This is a genomic window from Alteromonas sp. BZK5 (assembly GCF_014349115.1).
Classification (GTDB): Bacteria; Pseudomonadota; Gammaproteobacteria; order Enterobacterales; family Alteromonadaceae; genus Alteromonas; species Alteromonas macleodii.
The window spans coordinates 1-19221 of record NZ_JACSOE010000051.1 but is presented as its reverse complement, the minus strand read 5'-3'; the positions used below and the strand labels follow the sequence as shown (position 1 = coordinate 19221).

Here is a 19221-nt window from a genome sequence, read left to right as displayed (position 1 = left end):
TGGGAATTAAACAGTGAGATAACGTGATTTTGAAGGCCTGTCTGGGTACACTGGAAGCATTCGAGATTAGACAACGTAGACAAAGCTCACACTTATGCAAGAACTTATAGAAAGCGGCCAGTTTTTAACACTTTCTCGCCGTAATTCCGCATTATTTGAACGCTCTCATCAATTTACATTAGCTAATGGTACGCTCGTCGATATTACCGCACCTGGCATTATTAGTTTTTCAGTTCAGCCAACCTCTAAGCCTAACAAACGCATTGTTTTATCGTGTGGTGTGCACGGTAATGAAACCGCACCTATCGAAATCTGTGATGATTTGGTTAAGGGGATCCTTACAGGGAACATAACGCTGGCACATGATGTTTTGTTCTTATTTGGCAACCTGACCGCGATGGATATTGCAGAGCGTTTCGTTGAAGAGAACATGAACCGCTTGTTTAGCGGTGCACACTCTAAGGGCGAAGGTTTAGTGAACGCAGAGCGCGTTCGTGCTAAACAGCTCGAAGATGCTGTGGCGTCTTTCTTCAAAGCGGGTGAGGGCACCCGATATCACTACGACCTACACACTGCAATACGCGCCTCTAAAAATGAAAAGTTTGCGGTATATCCTTATCTTCATGACAGAATACACAGCAAAGGGCAGCTGGCATTTCTCGCAGCGTGTGGTGTGAAAACCATATTGCTGTCGGAAAGCTCGACAACCACCTTTAGCTATTTCTCGTCATATCAATACAACGCGCACGCGTTTACGGTTGAACTTGGCAAAGTGCGTCCATTTGGGCAAAACGATATGCGTCGATTTGAAGATGCGAAACAAGCGATAACGCAGCTAATTACTCAAACCGAATACGCGCCAACCGTCGATATGAATGAGTTGGATATCTATCGCGTTAACCAAGTTATAAACCGAAACGAAGAACAGTTTACGCTTCATTTCGATGACGATACTCCCAACTTCACTGACTACCCTAAGGGCACTGTACTGGCATCAGAAACGGGTAAAGAGTACGTAGCTGAGCAAGATGGTGAAGCTATAGTTTTCCCGAATGCAAAAGTGGCCATTGGACAACGTGCCTTGTTAACCGTTGTGCCTACTACGTTGGAAAAGCTAGATGTTTAAACTTGATAGCCGTTTACACAATGATACATTTTTTGTCTGTGATCTTTCGCTGTGTCGTGTACTGTTGATGAATGATAGTCAGTTTCCGTGGCTCATTTTAGTACCAATGAAAAATGATATAGCGGAAATTATCGACTTGTCAGAAGAAGATCAGATTACTTTACTCAAAGAGTCTGCATTGGCATCAAAAGCCATGCAGGCCGTGTTTTCACCGCTAAAACTTAATGTGGCAGCACTAGGCAATGTGGTAAGGCAGCTTCACGTTCATCACGTCGCACGTTTTGAAAATGATTGTGCGTGGCCAAACCCCGTGTGGGGCAACCAGCCAGCAGTGGCATATAACACAAACGATGCTCAGGCGCTTGTTAAGTCTGTTAAGCAATGGTTTGAAGACAACAGCTAGAGGGTGCACGCCCTTAATAGCAACAAATAAACAGTTCACATTAAAAGGAGTTATGCATGATAGTTTCAACTACCCCAACGCTTGAAGGGCATAAAATTGAAGCTTATTACGGTATTGTTGTGGGCGAGGCCGTGATGGGCGCAAACGTATTTAAAGATCTTTTCGCTTCTATTCGCGACATCGTGGGTGGTCGTTCTGGGTCGTATGAAGAAGAGTTAACCACCGCACGTAAGCTCGCCTTTACTGAGCTTGAGCACGAGGCGAGAAGCATGGGCGCAAATGCTGTGGTTGGCATCGACTTAGACTATCAAGTGATTGGCGATAAAGGCAGTATGCTTATGGTGAGCATTAGCGGTACTGCGGTTAAAACGACCCCTTTATAAAATCAAAAAGCTCGCACACCTTAAGGTATGCAACTATCTAATGAATCGAAGCGAGGTTTTTTGCCAGTTATTTACAACTACGGCGAAACCTCGTTTTCCTGTTTCTATATACCCTCAAAAATCTAACTAAGGATATTTAATGCTAAGAAAATGGATGTGTTTCCTACTCGTTGCATGCTCCTGTCAGCTATTTGCGCAAGACGCACTGCAATACCAAAAGCCGTCAAAAGAAATACTCGATTTAGTAGACGTTACGCTAGCTCCTACCACACTAGTAGACGATGCACAGCAGAATATGCTGCTGTTGTTTCGCGACAACTATAAATCTATAGAAGACTTATCGAAAGAAGAGCTTCGCTTAGCTGGACTAAGAATTGACCCTACTACTAACATTGGAAGCCGCGTAACGTATTACAACGATCTTCAGGTGCAGCGGGTAGGTAGTAAAGATAGCCTGACTATTAAAGGCATGCCTGAAACGCCGCGTTTAACCAATTTTACTTGGTCACCTAATCAACGCTATATGGCATTTACCCATACAGCAAAAATGGGCGTAGAGCTTTGGGTGCTTGATATCGAAGCGGCTGAAGCTAGAAAGCTCTTCGATAAACCCATAAACGCGAATATGGGCGATACCTTAAATTGGAATGCAGATAGCAGTTCCCTTCTGGTAAAAGTCGTACCCAAAGATAGAAAAAACTTAATCGACACCAGCGTGGCGGTGCCTACCGGACCCACGATTTCAGTGAGTGATGGTAAAAAAGCACAAAATCGCACGTATCAAGATTTGCTTAAAAATAAAAATGATGAGTTTAATTTTGAGCAATTAGCCCGTTCAGAGATTTATAAAGTGCCGTTAAAAGGCAAGGCATCTCCTTGGCTTGCATCTGGTATGTATGGCGATGTAAGCGTTTCTCCCGCAGGCGACTACGTGATGGTAGAGGAATACAAGCCGCCGTTTTCTTATTTAGTGACCTACCGTCGCTTCCCTCACACTATTAGCTTGTATAGTAAAAATGGAACGTTAGCTAAAACACTTGTTGACGTTCCGCTTATTGAAGACCTACCACAAGGTTTTATGGCTGTTCGAACGGGGCCTCGCGATGTTCAATGGCGCAACGACAAACCCAACACGATTGTGTATGCCGAAGCGCTTGATGGGGGCGACCCAGAAGTCGAGGTGACGCACCGCGATAAACTTATGCAGCTGGAAGCACCGTTTAACGGTGAAGCTGAGCAAATTCTTAAAACAGAAGACAGGTTCTACCGCTTCATTTGGAATGACGATAGCGTTGCCATCGCCATGGATTATTGGTGGAATACGCGCAATATTAAAACGTACTTGTTTAGTCCAGACCAAAGTCAGTCTGCGCAGATTATTTCAAATCGAAGCTATCAAGATAAATACAGCGACCCTGGCAACTTTGTTACCCGTAAAAATGGCTATTTTAAAGATGTGCTAGCAGTAGAAGGAAATAATGCGTTTTTGTTAGGGGATGGGTTTACACCTGAAGGACAGTTCCCATTCTTGGATAAGTTAGATTTAGAAACCCTTGAAACATCGCGCGTATATAAAAGCGCGTACACAGACAAATTTGAGGACTTGCGTGATTTCAATATTAAAAACGATCGCTTGTTGGTAAGAATTGAGTCTAAGCGTGACTACCCTAATTACTATTTCCGCAATTTAAAAAACAACACGTTGACGCAATTAACACACTTTGAAAACCCGTTTGAAAGCATTCAAAACGTAAAAAAAGAAGTGATTACGTACAAGCGTAACGATGGGTTGGACTTAACGGGCACTTTGTATTTGCCAACAAACTATGAGCAAGGCAAGCGCTACCCTATGATCTTATGGGCTTATCCAGAAGAATTTAAGGACAAGTCAAGCGCAGGTCAAAACACGCAAAACCCCAATCGATTCATTTACCCGTGGTACGGTTCACCTATTTATTGGGTTACCAAGGGCTACGTAGTATTGGACGATGCTTCATTCCCTATCGTAGGAGAGGGTGATGAAGAGCCAAATGATACCTTCAGGCCTCAGCTCGTTGCTAATGCAAAAGCGGCGATAGATGCACTTGACCAAAAAGGAATTATTGACCCAGCGCGTGTTGCAGTGGGCGGGCATAGTTATGGTGCGTTTATGGTGGCAAACCTGTTGTCGCACTCTGACTTATTTGCCGCAGGAATTGCACGTTCTGGTGCTTACAACCGCACACTCACACCATTTGGTTTTCAGTCGGAGGAGCGCCATTACTGGGATGCACCAGAGGTGTATTACACCATGTCGCCATTTATGCATGCTGAAAAAATGAAGACCCCGCTTTTACTTATTCATGGTGAGGCTGATAATAATTCCGGTACATACCCAATGCAAAGTGAGCGTTATTTTAACGCGCTTAAAGGCTTAGGTGCGGTGACACGTTTAGTTATGTTGCCTAAGGAGAGTCATGGATATCGTGCCAAGGAAAGTGTTTTGCACACGCTTTGGGAACAAGATCAGTGGCTTGAAAAGTATGTGAAAAACAAGGGCGCTACACAATCAAAGTAGCGTGTTGTTCGAGTTGCTAACAAGACTAAAAAGGTGGCAAATGCCACCTTTTTCTTTTGCTATAAAGCGCAGTTCTATTTGGCCGTATTTTCTATTGGCTGCTCTTCAACAGCATCAGCATCGATGGAAATCGTATCTACGATCACCGCGCATGCTGCATCACCCGTAATATTTAGCGCAGTACGGATCATGTCGAAAATTCTGTCCAAGGCAAATAACAGAGGTAAACCTTCAATGGGAATGCCGGCAGCAAGTAACACGGCAACGACTAAGAATGATGGCCCAGGTACACCCGCTTGGCCTACGGCGCCAAGGGTAGACGTTAGGATGATGGCAACATATGCACCCATTGATAAATCTATATTGAAAAGCTGCGCAAAAAACACCGCTACCAAGCCATAATAAATGGCATTTCCGCTCATGTTGATGGTGGCGCCTAACGGCAGTACAAAAGATGCCGTTGCGTTTCTTACACCTAGCTCATTCTCTACTGTATTCATAGTGACCGGCAGTGTCGCCATGGATGACGCAGTCGAAAGAGCTACCGCCTGAGGCTTTTTCATGGCGACGAGAAATGATTTAGCCGACGTTTTTGTAAATAGCTGTACCAAAAGCGGGTAAACCACAAAACCAAACACTAAAATCGCCGCAGTAAACACCAAGAAGAGTTTGAATACCACCATGAGCGCGGCGAAACCAAATGTTCCTACTGCCTCTGCCATTAAACCAAAGACGCCGATTGGCGCGATTTTCATCACACAGTTGATCATCCACACCATGGCATCAACGATAGTGTTCACGCCATTTAAAATAGGCTCGCGGTTCTTTTTAGGTTGTTTAGAAAGGGCGAGGCCAAAGAACAAGCAAAACACAAGAATTTGAAGAATGTTCGCGTTGGTTAACGAGGCAAATACGTTGGTGGGGATCATACCCGTAACGGTAGCCCAAAATGAAGGTAGCTCACCTTTAGAAGCGTATTCACCAGAGAACATACCTTCTACCGCAGAAACGTCGATACCTATTCCTGGCTTAAACACTTCACCCATAATGAGGGCCAGTGTTACGGCAAGTGCTGACGTTAACGCAAAATAAGCAAGGGTAGTTAGCCCCACTTTTCCTGCATTAGTGCTGTTGCCAAGCCCCGCAGCGCCAGAGATAAGCGCTACTGCCACCAGTGGAATGACCAGCATTTTAATTAAATTGATAAATATGGCACCTAGTGGAGCGAACATTTCAGCGCTTTCACCCATAAAGGCGCCAACAGCGGTGCCAATAATCATAGCAATGACAACTTGTACGCCGATATTGCCCAGTAAGGATTGTTTTTTAGACACGTCTAGAACCTCTTAGAGTGTGTTTAAATGTGAAAAGTGATTTGTGAATGAATAATTGAGAGCCCTAATACTCAAGTGCCCGCGTCGGCATAAACAATGGGTAAAAGCTTCTAATTATAAAAGCCTCGAATTATAAAAGCTTTACTTAGGCTTCGATTAAAATGCCGCGATTGACGCTATCAGAATAGGGTTATTTCATAGGGGTGTTGCTGTCTTTATCTTGGTCTTTAAGGGATGTACTCGTGCTTTCACTGTCCTTGTTTGAATCGTCGTCACTATCATCATAAGGTTTAGAAGGTGTCGGAAATTTAAATCTAGCACTGTATTTAAGCAGCGTGATATTCCCAATCACAACGCCCAATACTAAAACAATAATGATGATGACCCAGGTAGTACTCATAAAAATTCCGTAGGCTACAGCCCTTTGTTCAATACATAGCGATTATACAAGCTAGGTAGCTGTGGCAAAATACATGTTTTGCCTTCTATATCGCTTTGTTCGATGGCTTTCGTAAAGCCATCTAAGTGCCTGGCATTTTCGAAAGCACACGCTGTGTTTCGAAAGCTTAAATGCCATGGCTCTACTGCGACGCCACCCGTATTAACCGAAAAAGGGCGATAAAAGCCAAACTGTTCCATATTGTCAGCTAGCCAACATGAAAGGGCATGGCACGGTCCGCCAGAAAGGTATTCGCGTTCGACAAGATTAAACTTGCCCCCCCAGTTATGCACGGCAGCTCTGTCGTACACGTCGATGTCAGTGCCCCAGTGGTGGCGACTGCCGCCGGGAAGTGCTGACCATGTCAAAATAGCATGAAGCTTTTCATTATCGCTTAGTGCCTCGAATGGCAGTTCATCACCGTTGGTATCAAGAAGCTGTGCTTGACCTGCCCATTTGCGGTTAAAAATAGCAGTTTGCCTGTCGAAATCTCGAAAGCTACTGACCAACTGTAAGTCTATACCGTCTTTTTGCGCAGCATCTTGCATGGCAAGAAACGGCGATATCACGTCGCGATGCAGTCTATGGCCGTTGCCAGCATCAACGAGATAGTCGTTGTGCTGGCCTAACCACGCTTTTTCTGGCACTTGATTCATAACCATCAATAGCGGCTATTGAGCCAGCAAGCGTTCTAAGATACCGAAGTACATATCAGCAAGCTGTTCAAGGTCAGACATTTTCACGCACTCGTCAATTTTGTGAATAGTGGCATTCACCGGGCCTAGCTCTATCACTTGTGCGCCTGTTGGCGCGATAAAGCGACCATCTGATGTACCGCCAGCAGTAGACAGCACGGTAGGTGTTCCTTTAACCGCCGCTATTGCACCTTGAGTGGCTTCTAACAGGGCACCCGTATCGGTCAAAAAGGGTTGACCGTTAAACGTCCATTTAATCTCGTACTCCAGTTCGTGGGCTTCCAAAATTGCCGTGACTCTCTCAATGAGAATTTGGTCGGTTACTTCCGTTGAAAAACGGAAGTTGAAGCAAACGTGCATCTCGCCCGGGATCACATTGCCCGCACCTGTACCCGCGTGAATGTTTGATATCTGGAAGCTGGTGGGAGGAAAAAAATCGTTCCCGTTATCCCAATGAGATTTAGCTAGCTCGTCAAGGGCTGCCATTGCACTATGAACAGGGTTTTTAGCTAAATGAGGGTAGGCGACATGGCCTTGGATACCTTTTACTATCAAATCACCCGTTAATGAACCTCTACGGCCATTCTTAACAATATCGCCTACTTCATCGGTTGAAGAGGGTTCGCCAACAATACACCAATCAATTTTTTCATTGCGGGCTTCAAGGGTATCAATAACGCGGGTGGTACCGTTTATAAAAGGGCCTTCTTCGTCGCTAGTAATAAGGTAGGCAATACTTCCCTTGTGATCAGGGTATTTGTTCACAAAATCGCGGGTGGCTACTAGCATAGCGGCAAGACTGCCTTTCATGTCAGCTGCGCCGCGCCCATGTAGATAGCCGTCAACTTCTGTCGCGGTAAATGGCGGTGTTTTCCATGCTGACTCAGGGCCACTAGGCACTACATCAGTGTGGCCTGCGAAACAAAATACCGGGCCTTCTTTACCTCTGCGAGACCAAAGGTTCGTCGTGTCTTCAAATACCATGGTTTCATTATTAAACCCTAAAGCACCTAAAAACTCGCCCATGGCTTCTTGGCAACCTGCGTCTTCTGGCGTTACAGAACGGCGGTTTATTAATTCTTTCGCAATTTCAATAACAGAGTCGTTTAGCAAAATATTTCCTCATACTGCGCGGGTTTGAAGCCAATATAAAACGCGTTGTCATGAACAAGGATAGGGCGTTTAACCATGGCAGGATGAAGCTCTAGCAGGGCCAGTGCTTTATCTTTATCTAGATTCGCTTTCTCTTGCTCTTCTAGCTGGCGAAAGGTCGTGCCGCGTTTGTTGAGCATTGCTTCCCAGCCAAGCTCAGACTCGGCTCGTACAAGAAAGTCGTTATCTATCCCGTCCTTGCGGTAATCGTGAAATGTGAAAGCGATATCGTTGTCTGCTAACCATTTTTTTGCTTTTTTAATGGTGTCACAGTTTGGGATCCCATAAAGGATTGTGCTCATGGTGATTTATTCCGTACTACTTTGTTGTTTGTAAATGAAAGACGCTGGTTAGAACAGTGCCATTATGTGGCGCTGTTTCGAAGAGCTAGAGAAAATAGAAAACCGCAATAGCCCGAAAACAGTGCGCCTGTACATTTTTGTTTTTCAATGTGCTCCATCATACAAGCTGTTGATACGTTGATAAACTCACTTGCGATGATTTTTAATAGTAAATCATTCAGGGCTGAAAGCCTGTTTTACAATTAGGTCAACAGGCCCTAGAGATAAAGTGTCAACAACGTATCTTCGCCCGCTTCGACAAACTTTTGATGCGTAGGCACCAAGCCGATAAGCGCATTTGCATTAAGCAACGTCATTGAACAGGTATTGCTAACACCGCGCTGCTTTAGCCATGCAGCATTCACGGTAAAAAGTACTTGTTTAAGTCTTATTTCATCGCCCCGCTTCAAAGAACAGGCGAATTGTGCACCATGCAAATGACTAGTATCGCCACCATATTTAATCTTGCATTTAAGGCCCGCGCTAGACTGTATGTCGATAGCGTAATCTAGCGGGGAAACGCTCAATACTTTACCAGCGAAAGGCGATACGACAATATTTGACGTTGAGCTTATTGCTGCACCAGGCCCCATAAGGCCACTTTTATAATAGGGATCGTCAACGTGTGAGAGTGAAACCACTTGCCCTGAAAACGGGCTTAAAGTTACAAACTGCTTGGTAAAACTGTCTGGTGCGTATTGTAGTTGCTTAGCATTCACGGTATTAAACGTCCTCACTTACCGAATAGCCAGCTTTCTTAAGCGCACTAATGGCATCTTTTAGTTTATTGTCTTTTACTAAAAAGAAGTCAGTGTCGAAGGTTGATACCACAAATATGGCCACTTTTGCTGATGCTAACACTTGGCCAATTTGGGCCATGATCCCTACCATGGACAAGTGCAAAGGCCCTAACAGTTCAAGTGCACGCCAACCTTCATCACTATCTAGTGACGGTACGTCTACCGAGTCAGGCACAACAATAGATAGTTCATCTTCTGTTTTACCTAAGAAAAAAAGAGGGCTATTAAGTACAGATGCGGGGATATTGGTTTCAGGATCCAAGCTGTGAATGGTAAACAAAGATTCTCTGACTAAAAGTGTTTGTTTGGGCATGAGAAACCGAAAAAAAGATAACTTCGAAGATATTCACATTAAACCACTAACTGTGATTAAGTGCTACGTGTTATCCACTTAATCTGTGGATAAGTTTGTTGAGTAGTTTGGGGCTTTGTTGTAAGCATATGTATTTAAAGGAATAAATAAACTGTACAAACAATGTTCAGTGGATAACATTCTCAATTTCACAAGCATTTTCCACAGGCCATGTCTACAACTAAAATAAAAAATGTTTTGTAATTTTGCAATTTCTTAGCTTGACAACCATGGCTTTTTTCAGAAATTTGCGTATTACTAAAACGCGAGATTCAAATGATCGAACTCTTTTTGCCATGTTGATCTTTGATGTACAGCAAAGGTCAATAGACTCTAGCCTTTTTACCTTTAAAACATCAGTACACTAAAATGATCTATTAGTTAACAAATATTCAGTAAGGTACTACTGTTAGTGGTTAATTTAGTCTTGGGTTTTGCTTATTGAAGCAATGGGGCATTGCGCTTATCAGTTATGTAGCTTACTGGGTATTTGATCTCTAACCAGAACAAAAGCGCTGACTAGAAAAAATGCCTCAACCATAAGAGCCCTAACAAAACAACAGCCCTAAACAAAAAACAGAGGGAGAGACAATGTCAGATTCTTCATGGTGCGATATTACGGTAGAAAACGCAGACGAACTTGTCAGCTTTTATGAAGCTGAAATACCAGTCCGCATAGATATGGGTGGCTACAATGATTATGTCATGATGAAGGCCGACGGCACACCTGTGGGCGGCATTTGTCATAAGCAGGGTGTAAACGCGCAGTACCCAAGCGGATGGATTAATTACTTTACCGTAGAAAATCTAGATGCCGCGTTGAAAGAAGTTACTTCCAAAGGTGGAAAACAGGCGGGTGATATACGTCATCACGGCAAAGACAGCTTTTGTGTCATTATTGACCCAAGCGGCGCTGCGTGCGCGCTTTATGAAAAAGGCAGCAAGTGATGAGACTTGCTGCCCTAGTATTGCGTTAGCTATCTACTTACTTGTTTAGTACGCCGCGATTTACCTGATCGCGTTCAATCGACTCAAATAGTGCCTTGAAGTTACCCTCGCCGAAACCTTCGTCTTGTTTGCGTTGGATAAATTCAAAGAACACTGGGCCGAAAACGGTTTCAGAAAATATCTGAAGCAGTAGGCGAGGCTCACCATTTTCCGTTGTGCCGTCCAATAGAATACCGCGCTTTTGTAGCTCATCTACGTTTTCGCCGTGCCCAGGAAGACGTTCTTCAAGCATATCGTAGTAAGTGTTTGGTGGAGGCGTCATAAACTTCATACCTTTCGCTTTAAGCTTATCTAAACACGCCACTAGGTCGTCACAAGCGAAAGCGATATGCTGAATACCTTCACCATTGTACTTCATTAAGAACTCTTCAATTTGGCCACCACCGCCAACCGCCTCTTCATTTAGCGGTATGCGAATTTTACCGTCTGGCGCCGTCATTGCTTTCGATAATAGACCCGTGTATTCACCTTTAATATCGAAATAGCGAATTTCTTTAAAGTTGAATAGCTTTTCGTAGAACCCTGCCCAGAAATTCATGCGGCCGCGGTACACATTATGGGTGAGGTGATCGAGCGTATGGAAGCCACATCCTTCAGGATGGCGATCAACGCCTTCAATCCAATTGAAGTCGATGTCGTAAATGGTATTTTCGCCTTCATAACGGTCTATAAGGTAAAGCATCGCACCGCCAATACCTTTAATAGCAGGAAGTTTCAGTTCCATTGGACCGGTATGGGTATCCATAGGCTGAGCACCGCGGGCAAGCACTTCTTTATATGCGTGCTGTGAATCTTTAACGCGGAATGCCATACCACACGCTGATGGACCGTGTTCTTCGGCATAATAGGCTGCATGACATTTTTTTTCGTAGTTACTTAATAAATTGATGTCGCCTTGTCGCCATAATTCCACGTCTTTTGATTTGTGGCGAGCAACAAGGGTAAAGCCCATAGCTTCAAAAATGGGTTCCAACATGCCCTTTTTAGGCGCAGTGAACTCTAAAAATTCAAACCCGTCTAAACCAATAGGGTTTTCAAACAAATCAGCCATAGCGATACATCCTCAACGTAAATCACATTTTATAATTGTTACCTGATTGTAAGGGCGCAGTGAAAAAGCAAGCAATAGGTGTCGAGTTCAAGGATTTTGGGCATGGAAAGCAAAGCTGTAACGTTTTGTTTTCACCCGTGAGTGAGATGCTGAGTTAGGGAAAGCTAACTTTCCCTAACTTGTTGAAAATAAATGCTATTAAGCAAAGGTGATGCTTGTCGGTAGTGTTCAAAAATCAGTACAATTGCTTGTTTAGGTATCGGTACGTGTAACGTTACAAATCCCAGGGCGCTTATTTTTCACCATCGTAGTACTTTTTAAGGCCTTTCCAGCACGCCAAATAATTTCGTTGACGAATATCACTGTTTAAAGCGAACTCCGTTGGCGTAATGGCATAGCGAGATTCAAACATAAACGCCAGCGTGTTTTCATAGCGCTGTGGTGAAAGCTCGGCGTTCGAGGCTTTTTCAAATACTTCAGCTTCTGGGCCATGGGGAGTCATACAGTTGTGAAGGCTCATGCCGCCGGGCACAAAACCGTGTTCTTTGGCGTCGTACATCCCCTCAATTAGCCCCATAAACTCGCTCATAATATTTCTGTGGTAATACGGTGGGCGAAAAGTATTTTCAGCAACCATCCACCTTGGAGGGAAAATAACGAAGTCAACGTTCGCCGTACCTTCCAGCTCAGATGGTGAGGTAAGCACGGTAAATATCGACGGATCCGGGTGGTCAAAACTTACGGTGTTCATAACGTTGAAACGGGACAAATCATATTTATAAGGGGCAGAGTTACCTACCCAAGCCACCACATCAAAGGGAGAGTGATCGAGTTTTGCTTCGAACAAATTTCCACAGAACTTGTTTACTAAAGTGTGAGGCGTCTCATTATCTTCAAACCAGGCCGTGGGATAGCAAAAATCACGCTGGTTCGCGTAGCCATTCGCGCCTACCGGGCCGCGCTCTGGCAGCACAAAAGGATGACCGTAGTTTTCGCATAAATATCCGCGAATTGGCCCATTAATAGGGTTAACCGAAAAACGAACGCCACGAGGAATAACGGCTATTTCGCCTACAGACAAGTTGAGCCTACCAAACTCGGTGGTGATCAGCATGTCACCTAGTTGGGGGACAATAAGCATTTCTCCGTCTGATGAGTAGAAAACACGATTTTGCATATTAGCACTTGCACTGTAGCAGTGAATGCCCATACCTACTTGGGCTTTAGCGTCACCGTTAGTGGCGATGGTTACAAGCGAGTCTACAAAATCAACGTCTTTGTCTGGTAAGGGAACAGGATCCCACCTAAGTACATTCGGAGGGCAATGGACATCAGACTCAGGTGCTGTTTTTACCAGGCCGTTATCAATTTTTTCAAAGTCGCCCATGGCAATAGAGGGGCGTAAACGATAGGTCCAGCTGCGGCGGTTTTCTGCTCGTGGGGCAGTAAATGCTGTACTGCTAAACTGTTCAGCGTAAAGCTTATAATTCACTTTTTGTGGGCTGAACTGGCCTTTAGGAAGGGCACCCGGCAGTGCCTCTGTCTCGTGCTCGTTGTTAAAACCCGTTAAATACGACAAATTATCCATAAACCCTCCCACAGGCGGCCATCGATGTGGCTGTACAGATGAATGCTAAATAAAGTAGTTACAAATGAAACTATGTGGTTTAGGCTAGAGGTAAATGAAATGTAAATCAATGGCCGTGGGCGAGTAGAGGGAATGGAGCCAACGTCATTTGGTACGCTAGCTTTACACCTTTTATTTGAGGGCCATTACAAGGTTACACGTATTGCGTGTTTTTTAATGCACGATATTAGCTGTGAAAGTTACCTGGGTTAATGTTGAACGCGCCTGAACGCTCGACCGATGGTAGCGACACTGTGGGTATAAGTAACGCCTAAGGTAAATGAAAAACAACCATGGCTTTGAGGGCGGTCACAGAAGTAAAAATAGCAAGAGTAATACGGTGATAAGGGCTTAAAACATGCAGCTAGAAGATATGCTTGCCTACAAGGTAGCCATGCTTGCGAGCGATTTAAGTGAATCGCTCTCAAAAGAATATGCAGAATATAAACTTACTAAACCAGAGTGGCGAATCTTAGCCACATTAGGCGGCCGAAATGAAAGCTCGCCAAAATCACTGCTAACGGCAAAAGAAATCGCTATTGCAACGCGACTAGATAAAGTGCAGGTTTCGCGAGCGCTGGAGCGATTGGTTAAGCGAGATGCTATCGTTAAGCGTGTGAGCAAGCGAGATAAACGGGCCACATTAATTTCATTGTCAGTGGAAGGAGAACGAATCTATCGGGCGCTGTTGCCTAAAATTGTGGCTTGGCAAAATAAGCGTTTGGAAAATATCACTGAAGATGAGTATCGAATATTTGTAAAAGTGATAGATGCACTAACGCCTTAAGATTCGGGTGAAGTCGTTGAAAAGTCTGGTCTGAGCAGATGTGAGGGCATTGCTATAAAGGTTACTTTCGCGCCTTTAACTGTTAAATTCCCCCGAAACTAATTAAATGGGGAAGTTATTGGATTTATTGGTCATGGCTTGCTACCCCCTAAATATTTATCAAGCGCTTCTATTCGGCGTACAGCGAGGACATTGAGTGGCACCCTTAGAAATATACGCAGGTAAAAAAGCACGTGAATCCATAATGAAAAACGGATTTACGCCTGAGTTATTTAGCTATTTTCTGGGGGCATCTGGCGGCCCGAAATGGTTTTCTTTGGCTGGTCTAGATCGCGTACTGTTCCCTGAGTGGTTTGCCAACGTTAAGCATCAAATTCATGTGATTGGCTCTTCAGCAGGTGCGTTTCGTACCATTTGCGCTGTTCAAAATGATCCCCTAGCAGCCATAAATCGTCTAGCCTCTTCTTATTCAACAACGACCTATAGCAGTGATAAGCCTACGCCTAGAGAAATTACGGCTAAAGCTGAAGACCTGCTGAAAGAAATGGTGAATGAAGCAGGTAAACAAGAAGTGCTGTCTAACTCCCGCTTTAAAGCGCACCTGATCGTTGCTAAATGTTTAGGTGCTACTCGTTTTGAAAGTAAGTTTAGGCAACTTTCAGGCTTGGCTATGAGTGCAGCGGCCAATACAGTGAACCGACGACACCTTTCTCGTTTATACAAGCGCTATGTGTTCTCAACGCCGGGTACGGAGTTTGCGATAAACGACCCGTATCAACTGCCTACTCAGTACCATGCATTAACGCGTGGAAATATTCATACCGCGCTGCTAGCGTCTGGTTCTATTCCTGTGGTAATTGAGGGCGTACAGCAAATTGAAGGTGCGCCAGCCGGAATGTATCGAGATGGCGGTATTATTGACTACCATTTCGACTTGTCCTTCGGACCAGATGATGGCTTAGTGTTATACCCTCATTTTTATGACAAGCCCATTCCAGGCTGGTTCGACAAGGGCTTGAAGGGCAGAGTGCCTCATCGTTCAAGCTACGATAACGTTGTAATGCTTGTGCCTTCTGCATCGTTTGTTGCTAATTTGCCTTATAGCAAAATCCCCGATAGGAAAGATTTTGAAGTACTCGATGCAAAAACGCGCATCCAGTATTGGCAAACAGTATTGAAAGAAACCGACAGGTTGGGTGAATATTTTATGCGTGCTGTTAACGATGGCTCCTTAGTGGACGCTATCAAGCCGCTTCCATTTAAAATGATTTAAGTTAATCGAAATTGTTGAAGAAAGTGGCTAATTGCTGTCAAATTAGTCACTTGAATCGTCATTTGATAAGTTTTCCTTGCAGGCAACGCTCGTGCTAAGTATTATACGCGCCGTTGCTTGGCATTCGCCCACCTATCAGGTGCAACAAAATTCTATATGCGTCTATAGCTCAGTTGGTTAGAGCGCTACCTTGACATGGTAGAGGTCCCCTGTTCGAATCAGGGTAGACGCACCATTAATTTTTATCCTGAAAACTACATTAATTGCCATTTTAAAAATTTTTCATTCTATTAAGTCATTGATGGCAATAGATTAATTAGTTCTATGCAGTTTTTTCAAAGCTTCCGCCTCCCTTTATTTTTTCCTTTGAGAATAGATGAATTTTGTCAGGATGGTCACGAGTGGTCACAATTCGTGACCACTCGTGACCAAATTTTGTTTCCACCCCTTGTTATTTATCGTTGAAGAAATTGAGATTTCCTCTTACGGCATTTTGTAATAAACAAAGTAACTCTAGAATATTTTCCATTCTGTTTCGCACAACCACACAACAAATAATGCAATGCCATTTTTTTAAATAGAAGCTTCAATAAACTGCAATAACGTGTCACTTTCTTGGCTAAAGGATTTAGACAAGTTTGCAACCGACATTCCGCATCAAATTCAGGAATAAATCTCTTGGTATAATGTGCCAAGTACATCTATGATCACCTGCTGGCGCTCCTGTTTGTCTGTGATTACGGGGGGAGAGTCACCAATACTGACTTCGTGGATCCCACTAAAACACAGAAATACCCATCGTGCCGTTGGCTTCTGGGACGGTTTCTTTTTCATGTCAGGGAAGTATTGTTGTCTTTCTTTTAATGACGTTCGGATCCGGTGTTCAAGGGCGGCGTATATCATCAGACTGCACGTCATCACCATGAGCAGCGCTTCAATCCTTTCCGGTTTCTTTAGAAACAGTGAGGATGTCAGGAATTCCGGACTTTTGAGAAAACGAAATCCCCGCTCAACATGTTGCTGGGATTTGTAGGTATCTAACAATGTCTGCATACTGAGTTCCCCGCTACAATCATTGGTTGCGAGGATAAACATCCCAGTTTGCGCCTGAGCTATTCCAACTTTATCCAAACAGGTGGCTATCAGCCCATCGAGTTGGTATTCATAGTATGCTGGCTGTTGTCCTTTTTTGGGGCGACCTTTACCTAAGAACACGGGGTGGGCTATACAGTCAAACTCACTGATGCGGGTTGTTTTTAACGTCTTGCTAAAGACTTTCATTGCCGTCTCGGCATCGGTCTGGCAGGCAAAGCGTTGCTTACACAATTTAATAAATTGCTTGTGCTCTTTTTCACTGCTTTTAAGTAAATTGCGGGCCAGCGTCTGCTGCTCCCGTTTAGTCGCCTGCTCACTGCGCAGAATCAACCATTTCTGTTTCACTCCGGCATAGTCTGCATCCACCCAACAACCGTGGTAACCGTTACCCATGGCAGTGAGACTGGCTTCCGTCACGTTGCTTACGTGCTGCCTGGCGTCTTTGATGGTCATGGGGACTCGTGAGATAAACAATTGGTTCTGTGTTGCCAGGGCAGTGATAGATTCTTCGGTATAAAGCGCCGCATCGGCAACAAAATATCGGCATTGTTGTGCGGCCTTTAAACACTGAATATGGTGACGGGTCACTTCTGCAAAAGCTTTCTGGTCATTCGTATTGCCACTTAAAGCCTGCATATAGACAGGGATACCGGCTTGATTTTCACAAATCAGCTCCAGTATCACCTGGTTTAATTCTGGCCGGTGGTCCCGGCTGTACCCTTTAACCAGTTCAATGCGTTTAGTCTCGCCATCTTGTTCATCAACAGCGTATTCACCATCGACATGAAAACTGGTGATATCAAGGTGCACAGCGTTACTGGCTAACCCCAGCGTGTCGACCACTCGCTCAGCCATGACTTGATATAGCGACGACACGTCTGCTTCATAGAGGGCATCAAGACACCGACCAAGTACATCATCATTCAGGTGCTTGGCCTGTACACCCGGACCAATCAGGCGTTCAGTGGGCTTGTCAGCGAAAAAATCTGCAAACATGTGTAGGGTGCGACTGTGAAAACCCAAACCATTGAGAAGCATGGCGACAAAGGCTTCTCCATGAGTCACCTTATGCTCATTGTTTTTTGGGATAACCGCGTCAATCATCTTAGCGATACCAAGCTCCCGACACATACCGGATACTAAACCAAGATGGTCCATGCGTTTGATAGTTAACCCTGATAGGGAGGAAGTAGAAATAGCCATTTTGCTGCACCCAAAGATGAGTAATAGATCAAAATGGGGGATCGGTGTCAAGAAAAATAAATCAGTTAATTAGGTGCGGAATGACGGTTGCAAGTACAGCTACATTTGACCAGAGATTGAATCGCCTAAATATAGCACTCCAATCACCGAATTCCTTGGACAAGTCTCTGCATTTTGACTTCGGTATTGGTTGGTTTTGGCGAAAAGAATTATATTAATTTTCATGGTGTTGACCTTTTAATTTGCAAAGACCAAAACGCTCTAATAACGGTAAAATAGTAGAGTATCGAAACGATAAAATATGACACTTAGATATTATTTAGCTCTAACCCTTGTTTCGCTTTGTCCAGTACGCGTTGTTTTATGAAGTCAGGGCCTAGTAATCGTATTTCATGCAATTGGCTAAGTATCCAATTTTCTAGCTCGACGGTGTGTGGCACAGAGACTTTAACCGAAACCCAGCCATCGGATAACAAGGATACTTCCTGACTTTCATTGAGTTCGCTATCGTTTAATAAATTTTTGACGTAGCCTTTAGCTTCAAACGTTAATTCAATCTTTTCTTGTTTCAGTAAAACGCCAGCGGCTTGGTTGGCAATATAGGCTTTTAAAGAGAAGTCAGACTGATATGTTTGACTTAATATTTCTACAGATTTCAATCTATGCACTAATAGGTTTCGCATATTATCAAAGCCGTCATACTGACAAACCAAAACAAGCTTTGAATCACGAATTATCACACCTAATGGTTTTATCTTATAGGTTTTGTTCTTCGTATCATATTGAATTTTCAGCCAAGATTTTGTTAACAGACCTTGATAAATGCTATCAATAAACTCTTGTTTTACATTCGTCGGCTTAAACGATAACGCCTGTGGCATTGGTTGCACTAAATTAAGCCAATCTTTTGTCTCTGATGATTTTTTTAAAACGTCGTCTGACTTCTTGAATAGCGCTGTCAGACGGTTATAGACGTGACTAGGCAAGTATAGCTTAAGGTGTTCCTTCACCAGTTTTAAAGATAGCGCTTCCTCCCTAGAAATTGCTGGAATGAACTGGTTGGGAGAATCAAAAGCAAAAGACCATTTGTAACCTTCTGGTGACTCTCCAAAAGTTAAGCCCATAATATCCGATAACTCAATTAAATCACGTTGGACAGTTCTTAGACTGACATCAGGATCGATACTTAACAAATGTCTGTGTATTTGATTAGTAGTTAAGAACTTAGGCGCGACAGGAATACACTTAAGCATGGCTAGAGTTCTAGTTAACGATTTCACTTTTCTTGCTGGCATAATTAATTCTTAAATTGCTTTCTGCACACAACAAATGACTATTGCGACAAAATAAGTCATTGCTTCACTTTAACTGGCGACTTATTTTGTCGCAATATAATGGTTTTATGAATTTACTTTAAGGAAACTGCGAATAAGTCCTGCAATTTAGTTCTTGAACCAGCCTTTGCACTTACCGTCTAATTTTTGAACGCTAAAATTTCAATTTCGGCAAATATACTGCCGTTTTAGGCCTGATTTCGGCCTTATTCCGGGTTATTCCCGGATTTCAGATAGATCTTGGCTGTCGCCTTAACATCT

At 43.8% G+C, this 19221-nt stretch carries 18 protein-coding genes and 1 tRNA gene; 8 read left to right on the top strand and 11 right to left on the bottom strand.

Features of this window, described 5'->3' with window-relative positions:
* Positions 1-94 precede the first annotated feature (94 nt).
* From astE to BIZ39_RS14375, 4 genes are all read left to right on the top strand, one after another.
* Positions 95-1126: a succinylglutamate desuccinylase gene (gene astE / locus BIZ39_RS14390; RefSeq protein ID WP_187447308.1), complete on the top strand. Its 1032-nt coding sequence runs from the start codon at positions 95-97 to the stop codon at positions 1124-1126.
* Positions 1119-1529, top strand: a complete 411-nt coding sequence (locus tag BIZ39_RS14385) for an HIT domain-containing protein (RefSeq protein WP_049588975.1) — start codon at positions 1119-1121, stop codon at positions 1527-1529. Before astE ends, BIZ39_RS14385 begins: the two co-directional genes overlap by 8 nt.
* Before the next feature lie 56 nt (positions 1530-1585).
* Positions 1586-1912, top strand: coding sequence for a heavy metal-binding domain-containing protein (locus BIZ39_RS14380; protein WP_014949040.1), 327 nt, complete (start codon positions 1586-1588; stop codon positions 1910-1912).
* Positions 1913-2051: 139 nt separating this feature from the next.
* Positions 2052-4469, top strand: coding sequence for an alpha/beta hydrolase family protein (locus BIZ39_RS14375; RefSeq protein WP_187447307.1), 2418 nt, complete (start codon positions 2052-2054; stop codon positions 4467-4469).
* A 74-nt stretch (positions 4470-4543) separates the two neighbouring features.
* On the opposite strand, the gene BIZ39_RS14370 is transcribed toward BIZ39_RS14375, so the two are convergent.
* From BIZ39_RS14370 to BIZ39_RS14340, 7 genes are all read right to left on the bottom strand, one after another.
* Complete coding sequence (locus BIZ39_RS14370) at positions 4544-5803, bottom strand: dicarboxylate/amino acid:cation symporter (protein WP_081099354.1); 1260 nt, start codon at positions 5801-5803, stop codon at positions 4544-4546.
* Between the two features lie 190 nt (positions 5804-5993).
* A complete protein-coding gene (locus BIZ39_RS14365; protein ID WP_061094716.1) occupies positions 5994-6203 on the bottom strand; it encodes a DUF2897 family protein in 210 nt (69 codons plus the stop codon).
* Positions 6204-6217: 14 nt separating this feature from the next.
* Positions 6218-6904: a M15 family metallopeptidase gene (locus BIZ39_RS14360; protein ID WP_187447306.1), complete on the bottom strand. Its 687-nt coding sequence runs from the start codon at positions 6902-6904 to the stop codon at positions 6218-6220.
* A 9-nt stretch (positions 6905-6913) separates the two neighbouring features.
* Positions 6914-8050, bottom strand: a complete 1137-nt coding sequence (dapE, locus tag BIZ39_RS14355) for a succinyl-diaminopimelate desuccinylase (protein WP_187447305.1) — start codon at positions 8048-8050, stop codon at positions 6914-6916.
* Positions 8044-8391, bottom strand: coding sequence for an ArsC family reductase (locus tag BIZ39_RS14350; protein WP_014949045.1), 348 nt, complete (start codon positions 8389-8391; stop codon positions 8044-8046). Before BIZ39_RS14350 ends, dapE begins: the two co-directional genes overlap by 7 nt.
* Before the next feature lie 257 nt (positions 8392-8648).
* Positions 8649-9149 carry a PTS glucose transporter subunit IIA gene (locus BIZ39_RS14345; RefSeq protein ID WP_187447304.1) on the bottom strand — a complete coding sequence of 167 codons (501 nt, stop codon included), beginning with the start codon at positions 9147-9149 and terminating at the stop codon, positions 8649-8651.
* A gap of 4 nt (positions 9150-9153) precedes the next feature.
* Complete coding sequence (locus BIZ39_RS14340) at positions 9154-9543, bottom strand: ACT domain-containing protein (protein ID WP_014949047.1); 390 nt, start codon at positions 9541-9543, stop codon at positions 9154-9156.
* 630 nt (positions 9544-10173) lie between these two features.
* Here BIZ39_RS14340 and BIZ39_RS14335 point away from each other — a divergent pair.
* Positions 10174-10530: a VOC family protein gene (locus BIZ39_RS14335; RefSeq protein WP_168463479.1), complete on the top strand. Its 357-nt coding sequence runs from the start codon at positions 10174-10176 to the stop codon at positions 10528-10530.
* A gap of 37 nt (positions 10531-10567) precedes the next feature.
* On the opposite strand, the gene hppD is transcribed toward BIZ39_RS14335, so the two are convergent.
* Both hppD and hmgA read right to left on the bottom strand, forming a co-directional pair.
* Positions 10568-11641 (bottom strand): 4-hydroxyphenylpyruvate dioxygenase, encoded by a 1074-nt coding sequence (hppD, locus tag BIZ39_RS14330; RefSeq protein WP_014949049.1) that lies wholly within the window; start codon positions 11639-11641, stop codon positions 10568-10570.
* Positions 11642-11933: 292 nt separating this feature from the next.
* Positions 11934-13229: a homogentisate 1,2-dioxygenase gene (gene hmgA, locus BIZ39_RS14325; RefSeq protein WP_187447303.1), complete on the bottom strand. Its 1296-nt coding sequence runs from the start codon at positions 13227-13229 to the stop codon at positions 11934-11936.
* A 397-nt stretch (positions 13230-13626) separates the two neighbouring features.
* Here hmgA and BIZ39_RS14320 point away from each other — a divergent pair, with 397 nt between their 5' ends.
* From BIZ39_RS14320 to BIZ39_RS14310, 3 genes are all read left to right on the top strand, one after another.
* Positions 13627-14055, top strand: a complete 429-nt coding sequence (locus BIZ39_RS14320; protein WP_014976177.1) for a MarR family winged helix-turn-helix transcriptional regulator — start codon at positions 13627-13629, stop codon at positions 14053-14055.
* 196 nt (positions 14056-14251) lie between these two features.
* Positions 14252-15328, top strand: a complete 1077-nt coding sequence (locus BIZ39_RS14315) for a patatin-like phospholipase family protein (protein WP_069944069.1) — start codon at positions 14252-14254, stop codon at positions 15326-15328.
* A gap of 158 nt (positions 15329-15486) precedes the next feature.
* Positions 15487-15563 (top strand) — tRNA-Val (locus BIZ39_RS14310).
* Positions 15564-15991: 428 nt separating this feature from the next.
* Here the strand turns inward: BIZ39_RS14310 and BIZ39_RS14305 are convergent.
* Together BIZ39_RS14305 and BIZ39_RS14300 are read right to left on the bottom strand one after the other, a co-directional pair.
* Positions 15992-17626: an IS1634 family transposase gene (locus tag BIZ39_RS14305; RefSeq protein WP_187447302.1), complete on the bottom strand. Its 1635-nt coding sequence runs from the start codon at positions 17624-17626 to the stop codon at positions 15992-15994.
* A 308-nt stretch (positions 17627-17934) separates the two neighbouring features.
* On the bottom strand, positions 17935-18921 hold the full coding sequence (locus tag BIZ39_RS14300; protein ID WP_187447301.1) for a helix-turn-helix transcriptional regulator: 987 nt from the start codon (positions 18919-18921) through the stop codon (positions 17935-17937).
* Between the last annotated feature and the right edge of the window lie 300 nt (positions 18922-19221).